This is a genomic window from Streptomyces sp. NPDC057424 (assembly GCF_042803315.1).
Lineage (GTDB): Bacteria > Actinomycetota > Actinomycetes > Streptomycetales > Streptomycetaceae > Streptomyces.
Map to the genome: position 1 here is coordinate 26,504 of NZ_JBHVCP010000056.1, position 23,485 is coordinate 49,988.

Annotated in this window: 23 protein-coding genes; 12 read left to right on the forward strand and 11 right to left on the reverse strand. The window is 72.2% G+C overall.

The genetic code is table 11. From position 1 onward, the window contains the following. Entirely contained in the window at window positions 1-963 is a 963-nt protein-coding gene (gene deoC / locus ACFU3E_RS31420; protein WP_384165847.1) for a deoxyribose-phosphate aldolase, read from the reverse strand. Between the two features lie 124 nt (window positions 964-1,087). Here deoC and ACFU3E_RS31425 point away from each other — a divergent pair, with 124 nt between their 5' ends. Next, entirely contained in the window at window positions 1,088-1,795 is a 708-nt protein-coding gene (locus ACFU3E_RS31425; RefSeq protein ID WP_384165850.1) for a PH domain-containing protein, read from the forward strand. A 72-nt stretch (window positions 1,796-1,867) separates the two neighbouring features. Then, on the forward strand, window positions 1,868-2,206 hold the full coding sequence (locus tag ACFU3E_RS31430; protein WP_384165852.1) for a DUF6204 family protein: 339 nt from the start codon (window positions 1,868-1,870) through the stop codon (window positions 2,204-2,206). Between the two features lie 33 nt (window positions 2,207-2,239). On the opposite strand, the gene ACFU3E_RS31435 is transcribed toward ACFU3E_RS31430, so the two are convergent. The 3 genes from ACFU3E_RS31435 to ACFU3E_RS31445 all read right to left on the reverse strand — a co-directional run bounded on the left by ACFU3E_RS31435 (window position 2,240) and on the right by ACFU3E_RS31445 (window position 5,668). After that, window positions 2,240-3,877 carry a phospho-sugar mutase gene (locus ACFU3E_RS31435; protein ID WP_384165855.1) on the reverse strand — a complete coding sequence of 546 codons (1,638 nt, stop codon included), beginning with the start codon at window positions 3,875-3,877 and terminating at the stop codon, window positions 2,240-2,242. Window positions 3,878-4,299: 422 nt separating this feature from the next. Further along, window positions 4,300-5,124, reverse strand: a complete 825-nt coding sequence (locus ACFU3E_RS31440) for a purine-nucleoside phosphorylase (RefSeq protein ID WP_384165858.1) — start codon at window positions 5,122-5,124, stop codon at window positions 4,300-4,302. Between the two features lie 106 nt (window positions 5,125-5,230). Further along, on the reverse strand, window positions 5,231-5,668 hold the full coding sequence (locus tag ACFU3E_RS31445) for a gamma-glutamylcyclotransferase (protein WP_384165861.1): 438 nt from the start codon (window positions 5,666-5,668) through the stop codon (window positions 5,231-5,233). 96 nt (window positions 5,669-5,764) lie between these two features. Between ACFU3E_RS31445 and ACFU3E_RS31450 the strand changes: the two genes are divergently transcribed. After that, window positions 5,765-7,213, forward strand: a complete 1,449-nt coding sequence (locus ACFU3E_RS31450; RefSeq protein ID WP_384165864.1) for an NAD(P)H-quinone dehydrogenase — start codon at window positions 5,765-5,767, stop codon at window positions 7,211-7,213. 169 nt (window positions 7,214-7,382) lie between these two features. Beyond that, window positions 7,383-8,369, forward strand: coding sequence for a DeoR/GlpR family DNA-binding transcription regulator (locus tag ACFU3E_RS31455; protein WP_384165867.1), 987 nt, complete (start codon window positions 7,383-7,385; stop codon window positions 8,367-8,369). A gap of 531 nt (window positions 8,370-8,900) precedes the next feature. On the opposite strand, the gene ACFU3E_RS31460 is transcribed toward ACFU3E_RS31455, so the two are convergent. Continuing rightward, on the reverse strand, window positions 8,901-10,673 hold the full coding sequence (locus ACFU3E_RS31460; protein ID WP_384165870.1) for an acetyl/propionyl/methylcrotonyl-CoA carboxylase subunit alpha: 1,773 nt from the start codon (window positions 10,671-10,673) through the stop codon (window positions 8,901-8,903). A 340-nt stretch (window positions 10,674-11,013) separates the two neighbouring features. Here ACFU3E_RS31460 and ACFU3E_RS31465 point away from each other — a divergent pair, with 340 nt between their 5' ends. Further along, window positions 11,014-11,490, forward strand: a complete 477-nt coding sequence (locus ACFU3E_RS31465) for a hypothetical protein (RefSeq protein ID WP_384165908.1) — start codon at window positions 11,014-11,016, stop codon at window positions 11,488-11,490. On the opposite strand, the gene ACFU3E_RS31470 is transcribed toward ACFU3E_RS31465, so the two are convergent. From ACFU3E_RS31470 to ACFU3E_RS31485, 4 genes are all read right to left on the reverse strand, one after another. Continuing rightward, a complete protein-coding gene (locus tag ACFU3E_RS31470) occupies window positions 11,459-12,079 on the reverse strand; it encodes a Maf family protein (protein WP_384165873.1) in 621 nt (206 codons plus the stop codon). The genes ACFU3E_RS31465 and ACFU3E_RS31470 overlap by 32 nt on opposite strands. Before the next feature lie 32 nt (window positions 12,080-12,111). Then, window positions 12,112-12,240, reverse strand: coding sequence for a morphogenic membrane protein MmpB (mmpB, locus tag ACFU3E_RS31475; RefSeq protein WP_142160211.1), 129 nt, complete (start codon window positions 12,238-12,240; stop codon window positions 12,112-12,114). A gap of 75 nt (window positions 12,241-12,315) precedes the next feature. Continuing rightward, window positions 12,316-12,525 (reverse strand): acyl-CoA carboxylase epsilon subunit, encoded by a 210-nt coding sequence (locus ACFU3E_RS31480; protein WP_384165876.1) that lies wholly within the window; start codon window positions 12,523-12,525, stop codon window positions 12,316-12,318. 25 nt (window positions 12,526-12,550) lie between these two features. Next, window positions 12,551-14,155 (reverse strand): acyl-CoA carboxylase subunit beta, encoded by a 1,605-nt coding sequence (locus tag ACFU3E_RS31485; protein WP_384165879.1) that lies wholly within the window; start codon window positions 14,153-14,155, stop codon window positions 12,551-12,553. A 110-nt stretch (window positions 14,156-14,265) separates the two neighbouring features. On the opposite strand from ACFU3E_RS31485, the gene ACFU3E_RS31490 reads away from it, so the two are divergent. Then, window positions 14,266-15,132: a biotin--[acetyl-CoA-carboxylase] ligase gene (locus ACFU3E_RS31490; protein ID WP_384165883.1), complete on the forward strand. Its 867-nt coding sequence runs from the start codon at window positions 14,266-14,268 to the stop codon at window positions 15,130-15,132. Window positions 15,133-15,372: 240 nt separating this feature from the next. Next, window positions 15,373-16,479: an adenylate/guanylate cyclase domain-containing protein gene (locus ACFU3E_RS31495; RefSeq protein WP_384165886.1), complete on the forward strand. Its 1,107-nt coding sequence runs from the start codon at window positions 15,373-15,375 to the stop codon at window positions 16,477-16,479. A 47-nt stretch (window positions 16,480-16,526) separates the two neighbouring features. On the opposite strand, the gene ACFU3E_RS31500 is transcribed toward ACFU3E_RS31495, so the two are convergent. Further along, window positions 16,527-17,210 (reverse strand): hypothetical protein, encoded by a 684-nt coding sequence (locus ACFU3E_RS31500; RefSeq protein ID WP_384165889.1) that lies wholly within the window; start codon window positions 17,208-17,210, stop codon window positions 16,527-16,529. A 216-nt stretch (window positions 17,211-17,426) separates the two neighbouring features. Here ACFU3E_RS31500 and ACFU3E_RS31505 point away from each other — a divergent pair, with 216 nt between their 5' ends. The 3 genes from ACFU3E_RS31505 (at window position 17,427) to hutH (ending at window position 21,121) form a co-directional block, all read left to right on the forward strand. Beyond that, window positions 17,427-18,227, forward strand: a complete 801-nt coding sequence (locus tag ACFU3E_RS31505) for an enoyl-CoA hydratase/isomerase family protein (RefSeq protein WP_384165892.1) — start codon at window positions 17,427-17,429, stop codon at window positions 18,225-18,227. 88 nt (window positions 18,228-18,315) lie between these two features. Then, a complete protein-coding gene (locus tag ACFU3E_RS31510; protein WP_384165895.1) occupies window positions 18,316-19,467 on the forward strand; it encodes a diguanylate cyclase domain-containing protein in 1,152 nt (383 codons plus the stop codon). A 115-nt stretch (window positions 19,468-19,582) separates the two neighbouring features. Then, window positions 19,583-21,121, forward strand: a complete 1,539-nt coding sequence (hutH, locus tag ACFU3E_RS31515) for a histidine ammonia-lyase (protein WP_384165911.1) — start codon at window positions 19,583-19,585, stop codon at window positions 21,119-21,121. 46 nt (window positions 21,122-21,167) lie between these two features. On the opposite strand, the gene ACFU3E_RS31520 is transcribed toward hutH, so the two are convergent. Then, window positions 21,168-21,482: an LPXTG cell wall anchor domain-containing protein gene (locus tag ACFU3E_RS31520; RefSeq protein WP_384165898.1), complete on the reverse strand. Its 315-nt coding sequence runs from the start codon at window positions 21,480-21,482 to the stop codon at window positions 21,168-21,170. Between the two features lie 109 nt (window positions 21,483-21,591). On the opposite strand from ACFU3E_RS31520, the gene ACFU3E_RS31525 reads away from it, so the two are divergent. Both ACFU3E_RS31525 and ACFU3E_RS31530 read left to right on the forward strand, forming a co-directional pair. Further along, window positions 21,592-21,921: a hypothetical protein gene (locus tag ACFU3E_RS31525; RefSeq protein ID WP_384165901.1), complete on the forward strand. Its 330-nt coding sequence runs from the start codon at window positions 21,592-21,594 to the stop codon at window positions 21,919-21,921. A gap of 247 nt (window positions 21,922-22,168) precedes the next feature. Further along, entirely contained in the window at window positions 22,169-23,434 is a 1,266-nt protein-coding gene (locus ACFU3E_RS31530) for an Ig-like domain-containing protein (RefSeq protein WP_384165905.1), read from the forward strand. Window positions 23,435-23,485 lie beyond the last annotated feature (51 nt).

The following is a 23,485-nucleotide window of genomic DNA, read 5'->3' on the forward strand; positions in this document are numbered from 1 at the left end:
TCAGTCCACCGTCACGTAGTCGGGACCGGAGTAGCGGCCGGTGGCCAGCTTCTGGCGCTGCATCAGCAGGTCGTTCAGCAGCGAGGAGGCGCCGAAGCGGAACCAGTGGTTGTCCAGCCAGTCCTCGCCCGCCGTCTCGTTGACCAGCACGAGGAACTTGATGGCGTCCTTGGAGGTGCGGATGCCGCCGGCCGGCTTCACGCCGACCTGGATGCCGGTCTGCGCACGGAAGTCGCGCACCGCCTCCAGCATGAGCAGCGTGTTCGCCGGGGTCGCGTTGACGGCGACCTTTCCGGTGGAGGTCTTGATGAAGTCCGCGCCCGCCAGCATCCCGAGCCAGCTCGCGCGGCGGATGTTGTCGTACGTCGAGAGCTCGCCCGTCTCGAAGATGACCTTCAGGCGCGCGGAGGTCCCGCAGGCCTCCTTCACGGCGGTGATCTCGTCGTACACCTTCACGTAGCGACCCGAGAGGAACGCCCCGCGGTCGATGACCATGTCGATCTCGTCGGCACCGGCGGCGACGGCGTCGCGGACGTCGGCCAGCTTGACGTCGAGCGCGGCACGGCCGGCCGGGAACGCCGTGGCCACCGAGGCGACCTTCACGCCGGAACCGGCGACGGCCTCCTTGGCCACGGCCACCATGTCGGGATAGACGCAGACCGCCGCCGTGGCGGGCGTCGTCCGGTCCGTCGGGTCGGGCCTGACGGCCTTGGCGCCGAGCGCCCGGACCTTGCCCGGGGTGTCCGCGCCTTCCAGCGTCGTCAGGTCGACCATCGAGATGGCGAGGTCGATGGCGTACGCCTTCGCGGTCGTCTTGATCGAACGGGTGCCGAGGGAGGCCGCACGGCCCTCGAGTCCGACCGCGTCGACGCCGGGGAGCCCGTGGAGGAAGCGGCGCAGCGAGCTGTCGGACGCGGCGACGTCCTTGAGGGGGTGAGCTGCGGTGAGTGCAGAACTGGGCATGGTCACCAGACGAGCATATCTACGCGCGTAGCGGCTGTACAGCCCTCCGGCTGTCCTGGTGCGGATCCGACGATCGACCCCGGGCGGATGAAGGACGTGCGGACGGGTCCGGCAGAATCGAGACATGACGAGCCCCGAATCCCAGTCGCCGGCGCCGCAGCCTCCGGAGCCCGAGTCCAAGGACCGGGTGTACCGGTCGGTTCCGGCCATCGCCGGTGGTGTCCTGTTGCTCGCCATCGCCGGGTGGCTCGGCATCGACGCGGTGATCTCCGGAGAGGGGCGCACGCCGTGGCTCGTGCTCGCCGTGCTGCTCCTCGTCGTGCCGCTGGTCACCGCCTTCACACTGCGGCCCGCCGTGTACGCCGGTGACGACCGGCTGCGGATCCGCAACCCCTTCCGCCTTGTCGTCGTGCCCTGGGGGCAGGTCGCCTCGCTGCGCTCCGTGTACTCGAACGAGGTCCTCACCGAGCCCGGCGCGAAGTACCAGCTGTGGGCCGTGCCCGTCTCGCTGCGGGCCCGCAAGAGGGCCGCGCGGCGCGAGATGCGCGCGACGGCGCACGCGCGGCGGGAGATGGGGCGGGGGGAGAGCCGTGGCAGCGCGCTCGGGATGACCGGGGGGCTGATGGGGCAGGGCCTGAGCCGGGAGCCGGTGTCGGACGGGCCCGTGCGGGCCGAGACCGACCGAATCATGGACGAACTGCGCGGGCTGCACGAGGCGCGGCACCGGGCGGAGTCGGCGCAGGGCGAGGTGACCGTGCGGTGGGCCTATGAGGTGCTGGCACCGGCGGTCGCGGGAGCTGTGCTGGTGCTGATCCTGGTGGCGGTGGGCTGACCGGGCTCCGGCCGCCGTTCGGCGCCGGAGAAGGGGTGACTGGTCGAAGGGCCGCGTTCCTGGGTTCGGGGCATGCACCCGCACCATTCGTGTCACCGCCCGAGGCGCCTTCGACGGGCTGAGCGCCGGGCTGCCGGAGCGGGCTGCGGAGCGCGGCGTGCTGCGCGCTTCACGCCCGCGGGGAGCCTCACGTACGACGTGGCCGTGCGTCCCGCCGTCACCTTCCGCCTCCTCGGCTCCGGGGAGCCCGAGGAGGACATCCCGGAGGCGAGGAAGGGGGCCGAGGAGCCGGCGAGGGTGTGGCTGGAACAGCGCCGGTACGGCTACCGGAACCTCGGGTCCACCGCCGAGGACCTCTCCCGGCCGCCTCGGCGAGCGGCAGCGGCTGGAGGCCGCCCGGAAGAGCGCTGAGCCGCTTCGGCGGTGGACCGGGCGCCGGCGTCGTCAGATGCCCGCCGCGGCCGACAGGTCGCGCTTGATCGCCTCCAGCAGCGACGTCGCCCTCGCACGGGCACCCGGGAGGTCCTCGTGGGACCCGACCGGGATCACGACCTCCAGGTAGCACTTCAGCTTCGGCTCAGTGCCGCTCGGGCGGACGATCACCCGGGCGCCGTCGAGGGTGTAGCGCAGACCGTCCGTGGGCGGGAGTTCGGCCGTGCCCTTGGTGAGGTCGTCGGTACGGGTGATCGGCAGGCCGGCCAGCGCCGTCGGGGGCTGCTCGCGCAGGCGGCGCATCGCGGCCGCGATGAGGGACAGGTCCTCGACGCGGACCGAGAGCTGGTCCGTCGCGTGCAGGCCGTGCTCCACCGCCAGGTCGTCCAGCAGGTCGAGGAGCGTACGGCCCTCCTCCTTGAGCTGTGAGGCCAGTTCCGTGATCAGCAGCGCGGCCGTGATGCCGTCCTTGTCACGTACGCCGTCGGGGTCCACGCAGTAGCCGAGGGCCTCCTCGTAGCCGTAGCGCAGGCCCTCGGCGCGGGCGATCCACTTGAAGCCGGTGAGGGTCTCGACGTGGGGGAGGCCCGCCTTCCCGGCGATCCGGCCGAGGAGGGACGACGAGACGATCGACTCCGCGAAGGTGCCGGTCGCCCCGCGGCGGACCAGGTGGGCGGCGAGCAGGGCGCCCACCTCGTCGCCGCGCAGCATGCGCCAGTCGGCGCCGTCCTGCACGGCGACGGCACAGCGGTCCGCGTCCGGGTCGTTGGCGATGATCAGGTCCGGGGCGGTCCCGGCGGCGCGTGCCGTCGCGTAGGCCAGGTCCATCGCGCCGGGCTCCTCCGGGTTGGGGAACGCGACGGTCGGGAACTCCGGGTCCGGGTCGGCCTGCTCCGCGACGAGCACGGGTTCCGGGAAGCCGGCGCGGGCGAAGGCGGCCAGGAGGACGTCCTTGCCGACGCCGTGCATCGCCGTGTACACCGTGCGGGCGGTGCGAGGGGAGCCCTCGGAGAGAACGGCGTCGGTGCGGGCGAGGTAGGCGTGGAGGACGCTGTCGTCGAGGGTGTCCCAGCCTTCGGTGGGGCGCCGGACGGTGGTGAGGGACGGGACGGCGGCGATCTCCGCCGCGATGTCGATGTCCGCCGGGGGGACGATCTGGGAGCCGTCGCCGAGGTAGACCTTGTAGCCGTTGTCGCGGGGCGGGTTGTGGCTGGCGGTGACCTCCACGCCCGCGACCGCGCCGAGGTGCCTTATCGCGAAGGCGAGCACGGGGGTCGGGAGGGGGCGGGGGAGGACGGCCGCGCGCAGGCCGGCGCCGGTCATGACGGCGGCGGTGTCCTGGGCGAAGTCGTACGACTTGTGTCGGGCGTCGTAGCCGATGACGACGAGGCCGTTGTCGTGGCCCTGCTTCTTGAGATACGCGGCGAGGCCCGCGGCGGCGCGGATGACGACCGAGCGGTTCATGCGCATGGGGCCGGCGCCGAGTTCGCCGCGGAGGCCGGCGGTGCCGAACTGGAGGGTGCCGCTGAACCGGGCGGCGAGTTCGGCGTGGTCCCGGGCGTCGATGAGGCGGGCGAGCTCGGTGCGGGTGTCCGGGTCGGGGTCCTCGGTGAGCCACGCCTGGGCCTGTGCGATGAGTTCGTCGTGCACGGTCGGTGTCAGCCTCTCGCTTGTTGATCGATTCCGGTGCCGGTACCGGTGCCTCCGGCGGTGGGTGCGGGTACTTCGCCTGTTCACCTGTGGTGCGGTGCGGGTGTCTCCGGCGGTGGGTGCGGGCCTGCGCCTCCTCGCCGGGTGTGGGGTCGGGGACGCGTCGGGGGGTGTCCGTCCTCGGAACGGCGCGATGGGGCCGGACGCCGGCTGACTGTCCGTTGACGCGCCACCCCCTGCGGGCGGACGCCCCCCGACACGTCCCCTTGCGTCGTGCGGCGGCTGCGGGCGCGTGGGTGCGGGCCGCCGCTTCCGCTGGGCTGCGGGCGATCGTGCCGCCGACGGCGGCACGGGTGGGCGCGGCGGCACCTCGTCGCGCCGAGTCGCGCGGCGCCCCGGCCTCGGCCGCTGCGCCGGGTCGCTTACAGGCGGCCCAGGACCTGCGCCAGCAGCGAGCCCATGCGCGTTGCCGAGTCGCGGCCCGCCTGGAGGACCTCCTCGTGGTTCAGGGGCTCGCCCGTCATGCCGGCGGCGAGGTTCGTCACCAGGGAGATTCCCAGGACCTCGGCGCCCGCCTCACGTGCGGCGATCGCCTCCAGGACCGTCGACATGCCCACCAGGTCCGCGCCGATGACCCGGGCCATACGGATCTCGGCCGGGGTCTCGTAGTGCGGGCCGGGGAACTGGGCGTAGACGCCCTCCTCCAGCGTGGCGTCGATCTCCTTGCACAGGGCCCGCAGGCGCGGGGAGTACAGGTCGGTCAGGTCGACGAAGTTCGCGCCGATGATGGGGGAGGTGGCGGTGAGGTTGATGTGGTCGCTGATGAGGACTGGCTGGCCGGGGCGCATGCCCTCGCGCAGGCCGCCGCAGCCGTTGGTGAGGACGACCGTCTTGCAGCCGGCCGAGACCGCGGTGCGGACGCCGTGGGCGACCGCGGCCACCCCGCGGCCCTCGTAGTAGTGCGTACGGCCCAGGAAGACCAGGGCGCGCTTGTCGCCGATCCGGTACGAGCGGATCTTGCCTCCGTGGCCCTCCACTGCCGGCGGCGGGAAGCCGGGGAGCTCGGTGACCTGGAACTCGGCCTCGGGGGCGCCCAGGGCGTCCACGGCGGGGGCCCAGCCGGAGCCCATCACGAGGGCGACGTCGTGGGTCTCGGCGCCCGTGAGTTCGCGCAGGCGGGCCGCGGCGGCGTCGGCGGCCGCGTGGGGGTCGCCCTGGATGTCGTCCGGAAGAAGAGATGCGTTCACGCCGACGAGGGTAGCCGGTGAATGCCTACGCGCGTAGATGGCAGAGCTCACGGGGTGGCGATCGTTGTCTTGTCGTTTCCGACGAGGCGGCTCGCGCGGGCGGCCGTCAGCAGGGGCGCTTGCGGAGCTCCATCACGTAGTCGTGGGGAGCGCCGGCCGACTCGGCCGCGTCGGCGATCTCGCCCAGGTAGCGGGCGGAGGGCAGGCCGCCCTCGTACGCGTTCAGGGCGAAGGCCCAGGCGGAGTCCTCACCGTCCAGGGTGTGCACCCGTACGCGCGCACGACGGTAGATGTCGAGACCCACGCCCTCCCAGCGGTCGAGTGAGTCCTCGTCCATCGGGGCGATGTCGTACAGGGAGACGAAGACCTGGGAGAGCGGGTCCTCCACGATCGTCGGCAGTGCGCCCTCCCAGCCCATGTGCTCGCCGCCGAAGGTCAGCCGCCAGCCGTTCAGCCAGCCGGTGGCGCGCAGCGGCGAGTGCGGGGCGCGGCGGGACATCAGCCGCGCGTCGAGGTTGCCGGCGTACGCGGCGTAGAGCGACATGGGGGAAGGGTACGGCAGGCGGCCCCGGCGTCACTGTCGTAACAACAGGCGCACGGCGGGGCCCCGGGGCGGTGGCGCGTCGAGCGGTGCGGGACAATGGAGTACGTGACTCGGATCGTGATCATCGGTGGCGGACCCGGCGGATACGAAGCGGCCCTGGTGGCCGCCCAACTCGGCGCGGAGGTGACCGTCGTCGACTGCGACGGTCTGGGCGGGGCGTCGGTGCTCACCGACTGCGTGCCGTCGAAGACCCTGATCGCCACGGCCGAGGTGATGACCACCTTCGACTCCTCGTACGAGGAGCTGGGGATCATCGTGGCCGACGACACCCCGCACATCGAGCAGGCCGCCCGGGTCGTGGGTGTCGACCTGGGCAAGGTCAACCGGCGTGTGAAGCGGCTCGCGCTCGCCCAGTCACACGACATCACCGCCTCCGTGACGCGTGCCGGGGCGCGTGTCATGCGCGGGCGCGGGCGGCTGGAGGGCATGCAGGCGCTCGACGGGTCGCGCAAGGTCGTGGTGCGCACCGCCGACGGGAGTGAGGAGACCCTCACGGCTGACGCGGTGCTCATCGCCACCGGCGGCCACCCCCGTGAGCTGCCCGACGCCCTGCCCGACGGGGAGCGGATCCTGAACTGGACCCAGGTGTACGACCTCGACGAGCTCCCCGAGGAGCTCATCGTGGTCGGATCCGGTGTGACCGGTGCCGAGTTCGCCGGTGCCTACCAGGCGCTCGGGTCGAGGGTGACGCTCGTGTCGTCGCGCGACCGCGTGCTGCCGGGTGAGGACCCGGACGCGGCCGCCGTGCTGGAGGACGTCTTCCGGAGGCGCGGCATGAACGTCATGGGGCGTTCCCGGGCGCAGTCCGCCAAGCGGGTCGGGGACCGGGTCGAGGTGACCCTCAGTGACGGGCGGGTCATCACCGGCTCGCACTGCCTCATGGCCGTCGGTGCCGTGCCCAACAGCGCGGGCATGGGGCTGGAGGACGCCGGCGTCCGGCTGCGCGAGTCCGGCCACATCTGGACCGACAAGGTCTCCCGTACGACCGCTCCGGGCGTCTACGCGGCCGGTGACGTGACCGGCGTGTTCGCCCTCGCCTCCGTCGCCGCCATGCAGGGCCGCATCGCCATGTACCACTTCCTGGGCGACGCCGTGGCCCCCCTGAACCTGAAGACCGTCTCGTCGAACGTCTTCACCGACCCCGAGATCGCCACCGTCGGCTACACCCAGGCCGACGTCGACGGCGGGAAGATCGACGCCCGGGTCGTGAAGCTGCCGCTGCTGCGCAACCCGCGCGCCAAGATGCAGGGCATCCGCGACGGCTTCGTCAAGATCTTCTGCCGCCCGGGCACCGGCATCGTGGTGGGCGGAGTCGTCGTGGCCCCGCGTGCCTCGGAACTGATCCACCCCATCTCGATCGCGGTCGACAACAATCTGACCGTCGAACAGATCGCGAACGCCTTCACCGTCTACCCCTCCCTGTCGGGCTCGATCGCCGAGGTGGCACGGCAGTTGCACACCCGCAAGGAGAACGGCGAGGGCTGAGGCCGAAACCGACTCTTCGCTGGTCACGGGGAGTGCCGACCGTGCGTACGGCATGGGCGGCGGGACTGGGCCCGCCCCTATACCACTTCCCGCTGCCCAGTGCGAACATCTTCTGCTATTCAGCGCAAACTGCTGAAAGCAGACGGTCGCTGGCGTTACTGTCAGTTTCGTGTTCGCTGCAGAACGTCGCCAATTGATCCTCGAAATGGTGCGAGCGAACGGGGCCGTGTCGCTCCGTGAGCTCGCCCGCGTCGTCCAGACCTCCGAAGTGACCGTACGGCGGGACGTGCGCGCGCTGGAGGCAGAAGGACTCCTCGACCGCCGGCACGGCGGTGCGGTACTGCCGGGCGGTTTCACGCGGGAGTCCGGCTTTCCGCAGAAGTCTCATCTCGCGACCGCCGAGAAGACCGCCATCGCCGACCTCGCCGCGAACCTCGTGGAAGAGGGAGAGGCGATCGTGGTCGGGGCGGGTACGACGACCCAGGAGCTGGCCCGCCGGCTCGCCCGGGTGCCCGGGCTCACCGTCGTCACCAACTCCCTCCTCGTCGCCCAGGCGTTGGCCCATGCCAACCGGGTCGAGGTCGTGATGACCGGCGGTACGCTCCGCGGTTCGAACTATGCCCTGGTCGGCAGTGGTGCCGAGCAGTCCTTGCACGGACTGCGGGTGTCGCGGGCGTTCCTGTCCGGGAGCGGTCTGACCGCCGAGCGCGGGCTGTCCACGTCCAACATGCTGTCGGCGTCCGTCGACCGGGCGCTGGTGCAGGCCGCGGCGGAGGTGGTCGTGCTCGCCGACCACACGAAGCTCGGCACCGACACCATGTTCCAGACCGTGCCCACGGATCTCATCACGCGCCTCGTCACGGACGAGCCGCCCGCGCACGACGACCGTGCCGCCACGGAGCTCCAGGCGCTTGCCGACCAGGGCGTGCAGATCGCCGTGGCCGGGGGGCAAGGGGGTACGGCGGCGCCGGGTGCGGGGGGCCCGGGGGGTGATGCCGTCCCGGCGCGTCAGCAGCGCCGGGATGTGCCGTTGCCCGGGCCCCGACGGCAGGTGCCGGGGGCTGGGGGGCAGTTGAGGTCTGCTTCTGCCTCGATGATGGGTGAGCAGAGTCCGGGGGCGGAGCGGGCGCGGGTGGCGGATCTGCGGCGGCGCTGATGCCGGCGGTTCTGCCGACGGGGAGTTCCGTCGCGGTCGGTGTGCCGGGCACTCGGTGCTGGTGCTGGTGCTGAGGCCGGGGGTCCGCAACCCGGCGGAGCGGGGTGCCGCTGCGCCCACCCGTGCCGCCCTCAGCGGCACGACTGCCCGCAGCCAAGCCCTGGCGGGCCGCAGCTGATCGGGGTGGGCGTGCGCGGGCATCGTGGCCCGACGGCCCGGGCGGGCGTCCGTGGCTGGGTTGGCCCGGTGGCCCGCAGCCGAGCGGGGCGGGGTCCGTAGCCAAGGCGGCCCTGGCGGGCCGCAGCTGAGCAGGGCGGGCGGGTGCACTGGGCGCCTGCTGCGCCGGCCGGACGCACCCGCGGCCGCGTACGGCGAGCAGGGGACGCGCCGGGGGTGTCCGCCCGCAGCGGTTGGCGCGTCAACGCAGGTCAGTCGGTGAGTGGGTCCATCGCGCCGTTCCGAGGACGGACACCCCCCGGCACGGCCCCGACCGGGGCCGCGCCGTGGGCGTTCGGTTCGTCCTTCTCCGACTCAGTCCTTGATCTCGCAGATCGCCGCGCCCGACGTCACCGACGCGCCGATCTCCGCGCTCAGCCCCTTGATCGTGCCCGACCTGTGCGCGTTCAGGGGCTGCTCCATCTTCATGGCCTCCAGGACGACGACCAGGTCGCCCTCCTTGACCTCCTGGCCCTCCTCGACGGCGACCTTGACGATGGTGCCCTGCATCGGGGAGGCGAGGGTGTCGCCGGAAGCTGCGGGGCCCGACTTCTTCGCCGCACGGCGCTTCGGCTTCGCGCCCGCCGCCAGACCCGTACGGGCCAGGGACATGCCCAGCGAAGACGGCAGGGAGACCTCGAGACGCTTGCCGCCGACCTCGACGACGACCGTCTCGCGGCCCGGCTCCTCGTCCGCGTCCGCATCGGCCGGCGCGGCGAACGGCTTGATCTCGTTGACGAACTCCGTCTCGATCCAGCGGGTGTGCACCGTGAACGGGTCGGACGAGCCGGTGAGCTCCGGCGCGAACGCCGGGTCCTTCACCACCGCACGGTGGAACGGGATCGCCGTCGCCATGCCCTCGACCTGGAACTCCTCCAGCGCACGGGCGGCCCTCTGCAGCGCCTCCCTGCGCGTACGGCCGGTGACGATCAGCTTGGCCAGCAGGGAGTCCCACGCCGGGCCGATGACCGAGCCGGACTCCACGCCCGCGTCCAGACGGACACCCGGGCCGGACGGCGGGGCGAACGTCGTGACCGTGCCGGGAGCGGGGAGGAAGTTGCGGCCCGGGTCCTCGCCGTTGATGCGGAACTCGAAGGAGTGACCGCGCAGCTCGGGGTCGCCGTAGCCGAGCTCCTCGCCGTCGGCGATGCGGAACATCTCGCGCACGAGGTCGATACCGGCGACCTCCTCGGTGACCGGGTGCTCCACCTGGAGACGGGTGTTGACCTCCAGGAAGGAGATCGTGCCGTCGAGGCCCACAAGGAACTCGACCGTGCCGGCGCCGACGTAGCCGGCCTCCTTCAGGATCGCCTTGGATGCGCTGTACAGCTCCTCCACCTGCGCGTCGGACAGGAAGGGGGCCGGTGCCTCCTCCACCAGCTTCTGGTGCCGGCGCTGGAGGGAGCAGTCACGGGTGGAGACGACGACCACGTTGCCGTGCTGGTCGGCCAGGCACTGGGTCTCCACGTGCCGCGGCTTGTCCAGGTACCGCTCGACGAAGCACTCGCCCCGGCCGAAGGCCGCGACGGCCTCACGGACCGCCGAGTCGTACAGCTCCGGGACCTCTTCCAGCGTCCGCGCGACCTTCAGACCACGACCGCCACCGCCGAAGGCGGCCTTGATCGCGATCGGCAGGCCGTGCTGCTCGGCGAACGCGACGACCTCGTCGGCGCCGGACACCGGGTCGGGCGTACCGGCCACCAGGGGGGCACCCGCGCGCTGCGCGATGTGCCGGGCGGCGACCTTGTCGCCGAGGTCGCGGATCGCCTGCGGCGGCGGGCCGATCCAGATCAGGCCCGCGTCCAGGACCGCCTGAGCGAACTCGGCGTTCTCGGAGAGGAAGCCGTAGCCGGGGTGGATCGCGTCCGCGCCCGACTCGCGGGCGGCGTTGAGCACCTTCTCGATGTCGAGGTAGCTGGTGCCCGGCGTGTCACCGCCCAGGGCGAACGCCTCATCCGCGGCGCGGACATGCAGAGCGTCCCGGTCCGGGTCGGCGTAGACGGCCACGCTCGCGATACCGGCATCCCGGCAGGCCCGGGCCACGCGGACAGCGATTTCGCCACGGTTGGCGATGAGCACCTTGCGCACGATTGAGGCTCCCTCCTTGAAACAAGCCGAGTTTAGGGACTGCCGACACGACACTTCGACCCGTCCCCAGTGGTGAGCTTGCCCACACGGAGCGTGATGCGAGGCTCGCTCGACCCGCGAAATCCCTTGTCGCACCGCGGTACGCAGTACTCCTCCGGGAAACCCTAGCCCTCTCCTGTGGTCAAGGTCTCTGTCATCACGTGCTGCGGGCCACTCTGTTTCTTTGTCGAGTCCCTACGAATGGCCCAATGATTCTTTGCCCGCTGCCGGGCCCTTGTCCCCTGGTTTACCCGTTAGTAGCGTTCGCGGTGTTCTTCGGAGGGAAGAGGGGGTGGGCCCGGTGATACGCAGGCCGGTGGCGTGGGTCGTGGCGGTGGTGCTGTTCGCCGAGGCGTTCGGCGTCGCGGCGCTCAACTGGTTCCTGGGGGTCGTCGTCGACCGCCAGGACATGTCACTGGCCGGGCTGGACCCGCACATGATGTCGGTGTCGTCGAAGATCGGCGGGATCGTCTTCGGCCTCTACTTCGCCCTGTGCGGCCTGGTCGCCCTGCTGGTGGCGCTGCGGGACCGCCCCCCGGCGGGCCTCGGACGCGTCCTGCTGATCAGCGGGGCGGTCGTGCACGGGGTGCTGGGCGCGTTCACCTGGGGGCTGGTGGGCTGGGGCGCCTTCCTGTCCATGGTGCTGGTCCTGGCCCTGATCGTGCTGCTGCTGATGACGTACGACCGCCCCGCGGAGCCCGCCGACGCCACGCCCGGGGGCGGGAAGAGCGGCGACGGGCCCCCGCTCACTTCTCCCCCGGCGCCCACAACTCCGTGATGCCTACGCCCAGTTCGGCGAGGAGCCGCCGGACCAGGGGCAGGCTGATGCCGATCACGTTGCCGTGGTCGCCGTCGATGCCGTCGATGAACGGGGCCGAGCGGCCGTCCAGGGTGAACGCACCGGCGACGTAGAGGGGTTCGCCGGAGGCGACGTAGGCGGCGATCTCCTCGTCGGTGGGGTCGCCGAAGTGGACGACGGTGGACGCGGTGGCGGAGACGTAGCGGCCGGTGCGTGTGTCGTAGACGCAGTGGCCGGTCTGCAGGGTGCCGGCCCGGCCGCGCATCGACTTCCAGCGCGCGGTGGCCTCCTCGGCGTCCGCGGGCTTGCCGAGCGCCTGTCCGTCCAGGTCGAGCACCGAGTCGCAGCCGATGACGAGCGCGCCCTTGGCCTCCGGCCGGGCCGCCACGACGGAGGCCTTCGCCTCGGCCAGGGCGAGCGCGAGCTCGGCGGGGGTGGGGGCGGTGACGGCGTCCTCGTCGACGCCGCTCACGATCACCTCGGGGGCGAGGCCGGCCTGGCGGAGCAGTCCGAGCCGGGCGGGGGACTGGGAGGCGAGGACGAGTCGCCTGCGGCGCTGAGCGGTCATGCCGTCAGGTTAGTCACCCGAGTGAGGCCGGCTCACCTCACTCCGATCACGATCATCGCGAGCACCATCGCCAGGGCCAGGAGAACGCTCAGTCGCCGCAGCATGTCCTGCATGTCACGCAGTTCTTCGGGCGGTTCGTTCTCGGGGTCGGACCACAGCATGACTCCAGCGTGTGGCCTGGCAGGGCGGGGCGCCTGAGTAGAGGTACTCAAATCGGCGCCCCGCGCGGGCCGGTCTCACCCCGGCCAGTAGGTGCGTCCCCACGCCGCCGGCCCCGGCTGGGGCAGGCGGTGGGCCGCGATGCGGGACGGGTCGGACCAGGAGTCGCGGGTTTCCGGCGCGCCGGGCGGGGCGGCAGCCGCCGCCGCGGCGCGGGCCCTGACCACCGCCAGGGCGGCGGCCAGCTCCTCCGGGGTCGGGTTGCCCCGTACGACCTTGATCGTCATGTGGGCCTCCTGGGCTCGCTGCGGGCTAGAGGGGGATGTTGCCGTGCTTCTTCGGAGGCAGGGATGCCCGCTTCGTACGCAGCTGACGCAGGCCCCGTACGACGTGCCGGCGGGTCTCGGACGGCAGGATCACGGCGTCGACATAGCCGCGCTCGGCCGCGACGTAGGGGTTGAGGAGGGCGTCCTCGTACTCCTGGATCAGCCGGGCCCGGACCGCCTCCAGATCCTCACCGCCCGCCTCGGCCTCGGCGATGGTGCGGCGGTGCAGGATGTTGACCGCGCCCTGGGCGCCCATGACGGCGATCTGGGCGGTGGGCCAGGCGAGGTTGAGGTCGGCGCCCAGGTGCTTGGAGCCCATGACGTCGTAGGCGCCGCCGAAGGCCTTGCGGGTGATGATCGTGATGAGCGGGACGGTCGCCTCGGCGTAGGCGTAGATCAGCTTGGCGCCGCGGCGGATGATGCCGTCGTGCTCCTGGTCGACGCCGGGCAGGAAGCCGGGGACGTCGACGAACGTGATGACCGGGACGTTGAAGGCGTCGCAGGTCCGCACGAAGCGGGCCGCCTTCTCGCTGGCCGTGATGTCCAGGCACCCGGCGAACTGCATCGGCTGGTTGGCGACGATGCCGACCGGGCGGCCCTCGACCCGGCCGAAGCCGGTGACGATGTTCGGCGCGTACAGCGGCTGCGTCTCGAAGAACTCGGCGTCGTCGAGGACGTGCTCGATCACCGCGTGCATGTCGTACGGCTGGTTCGCGCTGTCCGGGACGATCACGTCCAGTTCGAGGTCCTCGTCGCTGACCTCGAGGTCGGCCTCCTCGGGGAACGCCGGTGCCTCGGAGAGGTTGTTGGACGGCAGGTACGACAGCAGCTGCTTGATGTACTCGATGGCGTCCTTCTCGTCGCCCGCCATGTGGTGGGCGACCCCGGAGGTCGCGTTGTGGGTCCTGGCGCCGCCCAGCTCCTCGAAGCCGACGTCCTCGCCGGTGACGGTCTTGATGACGTCGGGGCCGGTGATGAACATGTGCGAGGTCTGGTCGACCATGACCGTGAAGTCGGTGATGGCGGGGGAGTACACGGCCCCGCCCGCACACGGGCCGACGACCAGACTGATCTGCGGAATGACACCCGACGCGTGGGTGTTGCGGCGGAAGATCTCGCCGTAGGCCCCCAGCGAGGCCACACCCTCCTGGATGCGGGCGCCGCCGGAGTCGTTGATGCCGATGACCGGGCAGCCGGTCTTCAGGGCGAAGTCCATGACCTTGACGATCTTCTGGCCGTAGACCTCGCCGAGGGCTCCGCCGAAGACGGTGAAGTCCTGGGAGAACACCGCGACCGGGCGGCCGTCGACGGTCCCGTAGCCGGTGACGACCCCGTCGCCGTACGGGCGGTTCTTGTCGAGGCCGAAGTTGGTGGAGCGGTGCCGGGCGAACTCGTCGAGCTCGACGAAGGAGCCCTCGTCGAGCAGGAGCTCGATCCGCTCACGGGCCGTCAGCTTGCCCTTGGCGTGCTGCTTCTCGACGGCACGAGCGGAGCCGGCGTGTGTCGCTTCCTCGATGCGTCGCTTCAGATCCGCGAGCTTGCCCGCGGTCGTGTGAATGTCGGGCTGCTGCTGCTCTTCCGGCTCGGACATCGGGATGCGGCTCCCTGCCTGCTCAAAAGGGGGGACGGTTACTCATCCGTAGAGTAGTGGGGTGCCTTCACATCGGCAGTGCGGCGTTTACCACACCTAGGGTGGCTTGCATGACGCCGCGAGATGCATCAGAGCCGAACGGAAGCCGCTGGTCGGACCTGGACCGTCCGCCCCTCAACGTCACCGCCCTGCGCCGGGGTCTGGTACGGCAGGGAGGGCTGTGGTCTGAGGTGGACGTGGTGCAGCGCACCGGCTCCACCAACTCCGATCTGGTGGCCCGGGCGGCGAAGGGCGAGGTGTCCGAGGGCGCGGTGCTGGTCGCCGAGGAGCAGACGGCGGGCCGAGGCCGTCTCGACCGCCAGTGGACGGCGCCGCCCCGCTCCGGCCTCTTCTTCTCCGTCCTGCTCACGCCGGGCGAGGTGCCGGTGGCCCGGTGGGGGTGGCTGCCGCTGCTCACGGGAGTCGCGGTCGCGACGGGGCTGGCGCGGGCTGCGGGCGTGGACACGGCCCTGAAGTGGCCGAACGATCTGCTGGTCACGGTAGGGGGCGCGGAGCGCAAGGCCGGCGGGATCCTGGCCGAGCGGGCCGGCGACGACGGGGTGGTCATCGGGGTCGGCATCAACGTCTCCCTCAAGGACGACGAGCTGCCCGTGCCGACGGCGGGCTCGCTGGGGCTGGCCGGGGCGGTGAGCACGGACCGGGATCCGCTGCTGCGGGGGGTGCTGCGCTCGCTGGAGGACTGGTACGGCAAGTGGCGCACGGCCGGGGGCGACCCGGGGGTGTGCGGGTTGCAGGAGGCGTATGCGGCCGGGTGCGCGACCCTCGGAAGGGTGGTCCGGGCGGAGCTGCCGGGGGACCGGGCCGTGGTGGGAGAGGCGGTGGCCGTGGACGGGGACGGACGCCTGGTACTGGCCACCGGCGAGGGTGTGCAGGAGCCGGTCGGGGCCGGGGACATCGTTCATCTGCGGCCTGCGTGACAGGCGCTCGGCAGCGGGCCGGTGCTTCCGGCCCGTCCGGCGATCGAGGACGAGGCCGTTCAGGCCGAAGCGGTGTCCGGGGGCGGCAGGCCCCGGGGGCCGTGGCACCAACGCCGAGTGCCGACGGAACCGCCGGGCACCCACCCGTCGGCTGAACCAAACGGAGTGAGCTGGCGCACACCTGCCGTAGAGTTGAGGCCGGTCGATACATGACCGTGACAGATCGGAAGGGCAACACGCGTGACCGTCGACGACTCGGGTTCCGGCGAGGACGCGCAGGGCGCCGACTCCGGCGAGGATCCGCTCGCCCTGCGCCTCGAAGGGCTCATCCTGGGCGCCGAGCGCCGCTACACCCCGTTTCAGGCGGCCCGCAGTGCCGGGGTCTCCATGGAACTGGCCTCCCGCTTCTGGCGGGCCATGGGCTTCGCCGACATCGGCCAGGCCAAGGCCCTCACGGAGGCCGACGTGCTCGCGCTGCGGCGCCTCGCCGGTCTCGTCGAGGCGGGGCTGCTGAGCGAGGCGATGGCCGTGCAGGTGGCCCGGTCCACGGGGCAGACCACCGCGCGGCTCGCCGAGTGGCAGATCGATTCCTTCCTGGAGGGGCTGACCGAGCCGCCCGAGCCGGGCATGACGCGCACCGAGGTGACGTACCCGATCGTCGAGCTGCTCCTGCCCGAGCTGGAGGAGTTCCTGGTCTACGTCTGGCGCCGGCAGCTCGCCGCCTCGGCCGGACGGGTCGTGCAGGCGGCCGACGACGAGGAGATGGTCGACCGGCGGCTGGCCGTCGGCTTCGCCGACCTGGTCGGGTTCACGCGGCTGACCCGCCGCATGGAGGAGGAGGAGCTCGGCGAGCTGGTCGAGGCCTTCGAGACCACGGCGGCCGACCTGGTGGCCGCGAACGGCGGACGGCTCATCAAGACCCTCGGCGACGAGGTGCTCTACGCCGCCGACGACGCGGGCACGGCCGCCGAGATCGCCCTGCGGCTGATCGAGACCATGGCGCACGACGAGACGATGCCGGAGCTGCGTGTCGGCATGGCGTTCGGCACCGTGACCACCCGTATGGGTGATGTGTTCGGTACGACCGTGAACCTGGCCTCCCGGCTCACCTCGATAGCTCCGAAGGACGCCGTCCTCGTCGACACCGCCTTCGCCGAGGAACTGATCCGTACGCAGGACGCCCCGGCCTCGGAGGCGGAGGCGGCCGAGGAGGCCGCTGCGGCGGAGAAGGAGGGCGAGGAACCCCCGGTGTACCGGTTCGGGCTGCAGCCGATGTGGCAGCGGCCGGTGCGTGGCCTGGGCGTCGTGGAGCCGTGGCTGCTCACGCGGCGGGACGGGCCGCAGTAGCCGGTCGTCTGCGGGCCCGCGTGCCATGGCCGGTCGCCGGCGGGCTGTCAGCGGCGGCCGGCCGGCGAGTCCACGCACAAGCCGATCACCGGCACGCACAGGCCCGGATCGTGCGGCTCCTCCGGCTCCTCGGGTGTGGATGCCGGGGCAGGTGCGGTCCGGCTCGGAGGAGCGGTCGGGGCCGGAGCCGGTCTCGGGGCGTCGCGGCCCCTCGAAGCCGCCGGCGCCGGGGCCGGGGCGGGGCTGTTCGGCGTGTCGGGGATGGCCGTGGACGCGGGGCCGGCGCTCGTGGAGGTCACTGGGGTCCTGGTCGTGGCGGACGGGGACGGCCGTGCGCCCTTGGTGACCGGCGACGGGGTCGGGCCGCCCAGGGCCGTGGGCGACGACGGGCTCGCGTCGGGGGCGTCCGGGAAGGTCGCGACGGTGCCGGCGGCGTCGTCCGGGGCGCTGGTGACCGGATCGGGGCGGGGCCCGGCCTCGACGGTGCCCGCGTCGGTGCCCGGGCCGGAGGTCAGGCGCAGGAGGCTCAGGGCGCCCGCGGCGAGAGCGAGGCCCCCGGCGGTGAGCAGGACCTTGCGGGGGCGGGGCTTGCGGTGGCGGCCCCGGACGCGGGCGGCGAAGAGGCCGGTTTCGGCCGGGGCCGGCTCGTGGGGCGCGGGCGGCTCCCGTCGGCGGGCTGCCGGGGCGGTCCCGGGGTCCCGTTGCGGTTCCGTCCTCGTGCTCGTCGTCATCACGGTCCCTCCCCGATGCACCCGCGCCCCCTGTGCGCCGTGGGGGACGCACGCTATGCGCTCCCATGGGCGGTTGGGTCGGAGTTGGGGTGTTGTCACTCGAACGGGTGGGCGGGGGTGGTGGGGGAGTCGGACGCGTCCGCCTTTCCGCGGGTGGGGTGCGGCTGCGATGATCTGAGCGTCGACCTTGTTAACCCGCGTTAACCGGAGGGTGTCATGAGTGAGGAACGGTTCGGGGAGTTCGTGCTGGTGCGGCGGCATGAGCAGGGGCACGTCGCGGAGCTCGTCCTCGACCGGCCCAAGGCCATGAACGCGGTGTCGACGGAGATGGCGCGGTCCATCGCCGGGGCGTGTGCGGCGCTCGGAGAGGACCGGGACGTCCGGGCGGTCGTGCTGACCTCGACGCATGAGCGCGCGTTCTGCGTCGGCGCCGATCTGAAGGAGCGGAACTCGTTCAGCGACGCGGATCTGCTGCGGCAGCGGCCGGTGACGCGGGGGGCGTACACCGGGGTGCTGGAGCTGCCGGTGCCGACGGTGGCGGCGGTGCACGGGTTCGCGCTCGGGGGCGGGTTCGAGCTGGCGCTGGCGTGCGACGTGATCGTGGCGGACCGGACGGCGGTCGTGGGGCTGCCGGAGGTGTCGGTCGGGGTGATCCCCGGAGGTGGGGGCACGCAGTTGCTGCCGCGGCGGATCGGGGCGGCCCGGGCGGCCGAGCTGATCTTCTCCGCCCGGCGGGTGGAGGCCGTGGAGGCGGGCGGGCTGGGGCTCGTCGACCATCTGGTGGAGGAGGGGCGGGACCGGGAGGAGGCGCTGGCTCTGGCGGCCCGGATCGCCGGGAACTCGCCGGTGGGCCTGCGGGCGGCCAAGCGCGCGTTGCGGCTCGGGCAGGGGCTGGATCTGCGGGCGGGGCTCGAGGTCGAGGACGCGGCGTGGCGGGCCACGGCGTTCTCGGGGGACCGGGCGGAGGGTGTCGCGGCGTTCAACGAGCGGCGCAAGCCGCAGTGGCCGGGGGAGTAGGCGCTTGAGCGGGGCCGGGCCGAACGAGTCGACCCCGTTCGCGTCGTAAACAGGTCAGTCTGGCTGGAAACTCCCCTAGCCTGGAGTGATGGGTGAGGACAGACGGCTGGCTGCCGTCGTCGCGTTGGCTCAGGGGATGGCGGCCGCGCACGGATCGCGTGAGGCGTGGCGTGCCGCGGCCTCCGGGGCGTGCCGGGCGCTGGGCGGGAGTTTCGCCGCGCTGTCGGTGTGGGAGCGGGAGCTCGGGCGGCTGAGGGTCCTGGTGAACGTCGGTGAGCTGGCAGAGGGGGAGGAGGAGTTCCCGGAGGACGAGGCCTACCCCGTGCACCAGTTCGCGGAGATCACCGAGTTCCTGCACGAGCAGTGGGCCGGTGGCGGGGAGCCCGACGCGTGGGTGGAGACCGCCGAGGGGCCCGCCGCCGGGCGGCAGCCCGGGTACTGCCATCAGCGCGTCGCCGCCCTGCGCCGCCGGGGCCGCGGCTGCTGCGTGGTCGCGCCCATCGTGCTGCACGGCCGGGCCTGGGGCGAGCTGTACGTCGCCCGCCCGGCCGGTGAGGCCGTCTTCGGGCGGGGTGACGCCGACTTTGCCACGGTCCTGGCCTCCGTCGTGGCCGCCGGCATCGCCCAGACCGAGCGACTGGAGGAGGTCCGGCGGCTGGCCTTCACCGACTCCCTCACCGGACTCGCCAACCGCCGCGCCGTGGACGTGCGCCTGGAGCAGGCGATCGAGCGGCATCGCCGGGACGACGCCGTCGTCAGTCTCGTCGTCTGCGATCTGAACGGGCTCAAGCGGGTCAACGACACCCATGGGCATGCCGCCGGCGACCGGCTCCTGGAGCGGTTCGGTTCGGTGCTGTCGCTGTGCGGGGCCATGCTGCCGGGGGCGCTGGCCGCGCGGCTCGGCGGGGACGAGTTCTGCCTGCTCGCAGTCGGGCCGCCCGCCGACCAGGTGGTGAAGGCGGCCGGCGAACTGTGCCGCAGGGCAGCCGAGTTGGAGCTCGGGGACGGGGTGGCCTGCGGGGTCGCGTCCACCGAGGACCCGATCGGGCCCGTGCGCTCGGCCCGGCGGCTGTTCCGGCTCGCCGACGCCGCCCAGTACCGGGCCAAGGCGGAGCGGGCCGGCAGGCCGGTGGTGGCGGGGCGGGCCGGGCCCGACGATCCCGTCGTGCGGCTCGCGGACGAGCCGTCCCGGGACACGGGCGGTGAGCGCCGGCGGTTCCGGGGCCGGCACACGCCCTGACCCCGGCCCGGGCGGTGTGACCTGTTCGGTGCGGTGTGACCTCGTCGGTAAGGGGTGAACGCCACCCCCAGTGGTGACATCATCGAATTCACTGCGTACGCTCCTGAATATGAATATGCACACTGTGGTGGTGGGGACTTCCGGGGCGACCGCGTCCGACGTGCTCGCCGTGGCGCGCGGCGGCGCCCGCGTCGAGCTCTCCGAGGAGGCCGCGGCCGCCCTCGCCGCGGCCCGCGAGATCGTGGACGCACTGGCGGCCAAGCCGGACCCCGTGTACGGCGTGAGCACCGGCTTCGGCGCTCTGGCGACCCGGCACATCAGCCCGGAGCTGCGCGCACAGCTGCAGCGCAACATCGTCCGCTCGCACGCCGCCGGCATGGGGCCGCGGGTGGAGCGGGAGGTCGTCCGCGCCCTGATGTTCCTGCGGCTGAAGACCGTCTGCTCCGGGCGCACCGGCGTACGGCCCGAGGTCGCGCAGACCATGGCCGACCTGCTCAACGCCGGGATCACCCCGGTCGTGCACGAGTACGGCTCCCTCGGCTGCTCCGGCGACCTCGCCCCGCTGTCCCACTGCGCGCTCGCGCTCATGGGCGAGGGCGACGCCGAGGGCCCCGACGGTGCCGTACGCCCGGCCGCCGAACTCCTCGCCGCGCACGGTATCCAGCCCGTCGAACTGCGCGAGAAGGAGGGCCTCGCCCTCCTCAACGGCACCGACGGCATGCTCGGCATGCTGGTGATGGCCCTGGCCGACCTGGACAGGCTCTACCGGTCCGCCGACGTCACCGCCGCCCTGTCGCTGGAGGCCCTGCTCGGCACCGACAAGGTCCTCGCCCCCGAACTGCACGCCATCCGGCCGCACCCGGGACAGGCCGCCAGCGCCGCCAACATGCTGGCCGTGCTGAACGGGTCGGGCCTGACCGGGCACCACCAGGACGACGCCCCGCGCGTCCAGGACGCCTACTCGGTGCGCTGCGCCCCGCAGGTCGCCGGTGCCGGGCGCGACACCATGGCCCACGCCCGGCTGGTCGCCGACCGCGAGCTGGCCGCGGCCGTGGACAACCCCGTCGTCCTGCCCGACGGCCGGGTCGAGTCCAACGGCAACTTCCACGGGGCGCCCGTCGCCTACGTCCTGGACTTCCTCGCCATCGCCGCCGCCGACCTCGGCTCCATCGCCGAGCGGCGCACCGACCGGCTGCTCGACAAGAACCGCAGCCACGGCCTGCCGCCGTTCCTCGCCGACGACGCCGGTGTGGACTCGGGCCTGATGATCGCTCAGTACACGCAGGCCGCGCTGGTGAGCGAGCTGAAGCGGCTCGCCGTACCGGCGTCGGCCGACTCGATCCCGTCCTCCGCCATGCAGGAGGACCACGTCTCGATGGGCTGGTCGGCGGCGCGCAAGCTGCGCACGGCCGTCGACAACCTCACGCGCGTGATCGCCATCGAGCTCTACGCTGCCACACGCGCCGTGGAGTTGCGGGAGGGACTGACCCCGGCGCCCGCGTCGCGGGCGGTCATTGACGCCGTTCGGGAGGCGGGGGTCCGGGGGCCCGGGCCGGACCGGTTCCTCGCGCCCGACCTCGCCGCGGCGGACGCGTTCGTGCGCGACGGGCGGCTGCTGGCCGCGGTCGAGAAGGTCACCGGACCGCTCCGGTAGGGCGGGAGGGGCCCTGCCGTCCCGCGGGGCCCCGCGTCAACCGCCGTCAGAAGCCGAGGCGTTCCCGGCGCACCGAGTACACGACGAACCCGGCGCCCAGCGCGAGGCAGAAGGTCCCGCCGAGCACGTACGGCGTGCTGTCGAAGCTGCCGGTGTCGGCGAGACGGGGGCCGGTGACGGAGGCGTCCGCGGTCGTGGCCGCGATCCGCGCCTGCTCCGTGACCTGCGGCGACGGACTCGTCGAGACCGCGTCTCTCACCGGCGAGTCCGAGGACGCGTTCGCGGACGGAACGAACCACAGGGCGCCCAGCAGGGACGCCGCGGCGGTGGCGGTCAGCAACGGACGGCGAGCGGATGACACGGAATATCGATCCCCTTGTGGCGCTGGCGAATTGGCCGTGTGGGGCGATGTTAGTGAAAGTCGCGGGTCACGGGAAAGTCACGGGAGGACCTGGACGTACGCTCCCGCCATGAGCACTCCAGAGACATCACGTTTTGTACGGCTTCGGGTGGAACTCGTCCTCGAGGTCGGCGACGCGGACGCGGTCACCAAGTCCGCACTGAGCCGCATCGCCGGCGAGGCGGAGATGCCGGCGGCGGAACGGGCCCACGCCGAGGGCGCCGTGACGGAAGACACCGCGGAGGCCCTCGCGTACCTCGTTGATCCGTTCGACCTGGTCAGCCAGGTGCCGGGGGTGGAACTCCAGCAGGCGTCCTGGAGCAGCGAGCGGATCGACTACGACCCCGATTCGCCGGACTGGGACCTCGACGAGGATGATGGCGACGACAGCGACGGCTGAGCTCCTCGGAATTCGTGACCCCGGGCGGCAACCGCCGCCCGGGGTTTTCGCGTCTCAAGCGGCGCACCGGCCGCACCCGTATCGACCGGACCGTCCGTCACGGACGTGGTGATCCCCACACCTGCGCGACCTGGGGAACCGGGCGAACCGGTCGTAGCGTTGAAAGTTCCGGACGAGGACTTACGGGTCCCGACGGGGGCACTCAGCTTTGACGGGGACGCTCGGGGTTTTGGGGAAGAACGCAACGATGGAGAAGCGTGTGATGACGGTCGGTAAGCGGCGCAAGGGCCTGACGGTCGCGTCCGCACTGCTCGGCGGAGTGCTGGTGCTCTCCGCGTGTTCCGGAGGCGACGACAGCGCCTCCGGGAGCGACGGCGGCGACAGCTCCCAGTCGAAGGTCGACGAGGCCGCGGCGAAGAAGACCTCCGAGGCCCAGATCAAGATCACGCCCGGGGACGGCTCGGACAACGCCTCCATCAACAACTCCGCAGCCGTCACCGTGAGCAAGGGCACGCTCACCGACGTGAAGATGACGACATCGGAGGGCACGGAGGTCAGCGGCCAGATATCCGCCGACAAGACCAGCTGGAAACCCACCGCCCAGCTGGAGCGGTCCACCACCTACAAGCTGTCGGCCGAGGCGAAGGACTCCGACGGTCGCGTCGCCCACGAGAACGCCTCGTTCACCACGGTCTCCCCGGCCAACAGCTTCATCGGCAACTTCACCCCGGACGACGGCACCACCGTCGGTGTCGGCATGCCGGTCTCGATCAACTTCGACAAGGCGATCACCAACAAGGCCGCGGTCCAGAAGGGCATCAAGGTCAGCACGACCGGCGGCCAGGAGGTCGCCTGCCACTGGTTCAACGCCAACCGCATGGACTGCCGGCCCGAGGACTACTGGAAGGAAGGCTCCACCGTCACGATGAAGCTCGCGCTCGACGGCGTCGAGGGAGCCAAGGGCGTCTTCGGCGTCCAGCAGAAGACGGTCACCTTCAAGATCGGCCGCAACCAGGTCTCGTACGTCGACGCGAAGACCAAGCAGATGAAGATCACGCAGGACGGCAAGGTCGTCCGCACGATCCCGATCTCCGCCGGCTCGCCCGAGAACAAGACCTACGAGGGCATCATGGTGATGTCCGAGAAGTTCAAGGAGACGCGCATGAACGGCGCGACCGTGGGCTTCACGGACGACGACGGCAAGGGCGAGTACGACATCAAGGACGTGCCGCACGCCATCCGCCTCTCCAGCTCCGGCACGTTCATCCACGGCAACTACTGGGGCGCGAAGTCCATCTTCGGCAGCGTGAACACCAGCCACGGCTGCGTCGGTCTGCAGGACGCCAAGGGTGCCGACAACCCCAACACGCCGGGCGCGTGGTTCTACAACAACTCGATGATCGGTGACGTCGTGGTCGTCGAGAACACCGGCGACAAGACGATCGCGCCGGACAACGGCCTCAACGGCTGGAACATGAGCTGGGCCGACTGGAAGGCCGGCTCGGAGCTCTGACGGTTCGCCGGCCCCACTGACGAAAGGCCGCCGCCCACCCCGGACGAGGGG

Excerpts from the sequence above, each read along its gene's own strand:
- ACFU3E_RS31500 (WP_384165889.1), bottom strand. The coding sequence starts at position 17,210 with ATGACGACGAGCACGAGGACGGAACCGCAACGGGACCCCGGGACCGCC.
- ACFU3E_RS31430 (WP_384165852.1), top strand. The coding sequence starts at position 1,868 with ATGCACCCGCACCATTCGTGTCACCGCCCGAGGCGCCTTCGACGGGCT.
- ACFU3E_RS31530 (WP_384165905.1), top strand. The coding sequence starts at position 22,169 with ATGGAGAAGCGTGTGATGACGGTCGGTAAGCGGCGCAAGGGCCTGACG.
- ACFU3E_RS31470 (WP_384165873.1), bottom strand. The coding sequence starts at position 12,079 with ATGACCGCTCAGCGCCGCAGGCGACTCGTCCTCGCCTCCCAGTCCCCC.
- mmpB (WP_142160211.1), bottom strand. The coding sequence starts at position 12,240 with ATGCTGTGGTCCGACCCCGAGAACGAACCGCCCGAAGAACTGCGTGAC.
- ACFU3E_RS31525 (WP_384165901.1), top strand. The coding sequence starts at position 21,592 with ATGAGCACTCCAGAGACATCACGTTTTGTACGGCTTCGGGTGGAACTC.
- hutH (WP_384165911.1), top strand. The coding sequence starts at position 19,583 with ATGCACACTGTGGTGGTGGGGACTTCCGGGGCGACCGCGTCCGACGTG.
- ACFU3E_RS31510 (WP_384165895.1), top strand. The coding sequence starts at position 18,316 with ATGGGTGAGGACAGACGGCTGGCTGCCGTCGTCGCGTTGGCTCAGGGG.
- ACFU3E_RS31425 (WP_384165850.1), top strand. The coding sequence starts at position 1,088 with ATGACGAGCCCCGAATCCCAGTCGCCGGCGCCGCAGCCTCCGGAGCCC.
- deoC (WP_384165847.1), bottom strand. The coding sequence starts at position 963 with ATGCCCAGTTCTGCACTCACCGCAGCTCACCCCCTCAAGGACGTCGCC.
- ACFU3E_RS31445 (WP_384165861.1), bottom strand. The coding sequence starts at position 5,668 with ATGTCGCTCTACGCCGCGTACGCCGGCAACCTCGACGCGCGGCTGATG.
- ACFU3E_RS31480 (WP_384165876.1), bottom strand. The coding sequence starts at position 12,525 with ATGACGATCAAGGTCGTACGGGGCAACCCGACCCCGGAGGAGCTGGCC.
- ACFU3E_RS31485 (WP_384165879.1), bottom strand. The coding sequence starts at position 14,155 with ATGTCCGAGCCGGAAGAGCAGCAGCAGCCCGACATTCACACGACCGCG.
- ACFU3E_RS31450 (WP_384165864.1), top strand. The coding sequence starts at position 5,765 with ATGGAGTACGTGACTCGGATCGTGATCATCGGTGGCGGACCCGGCGGA.
- ACFU3E_RS31490 (WP_384165883.1), top strand. The coding sequence starts at position 14,266 with ATGACGCCGCGAGATGCATCAGAGCCGAACGGAAGCCGCTGGTCGGAC.
- ACFU3E_RS31505 (WP_384165892.1), top strand. The coding sequence starts at position 17,427 with ATGAGTGAGGAACGGTTCGGGGAGTTCGTGCTGGTGCGGCGGCATGAG.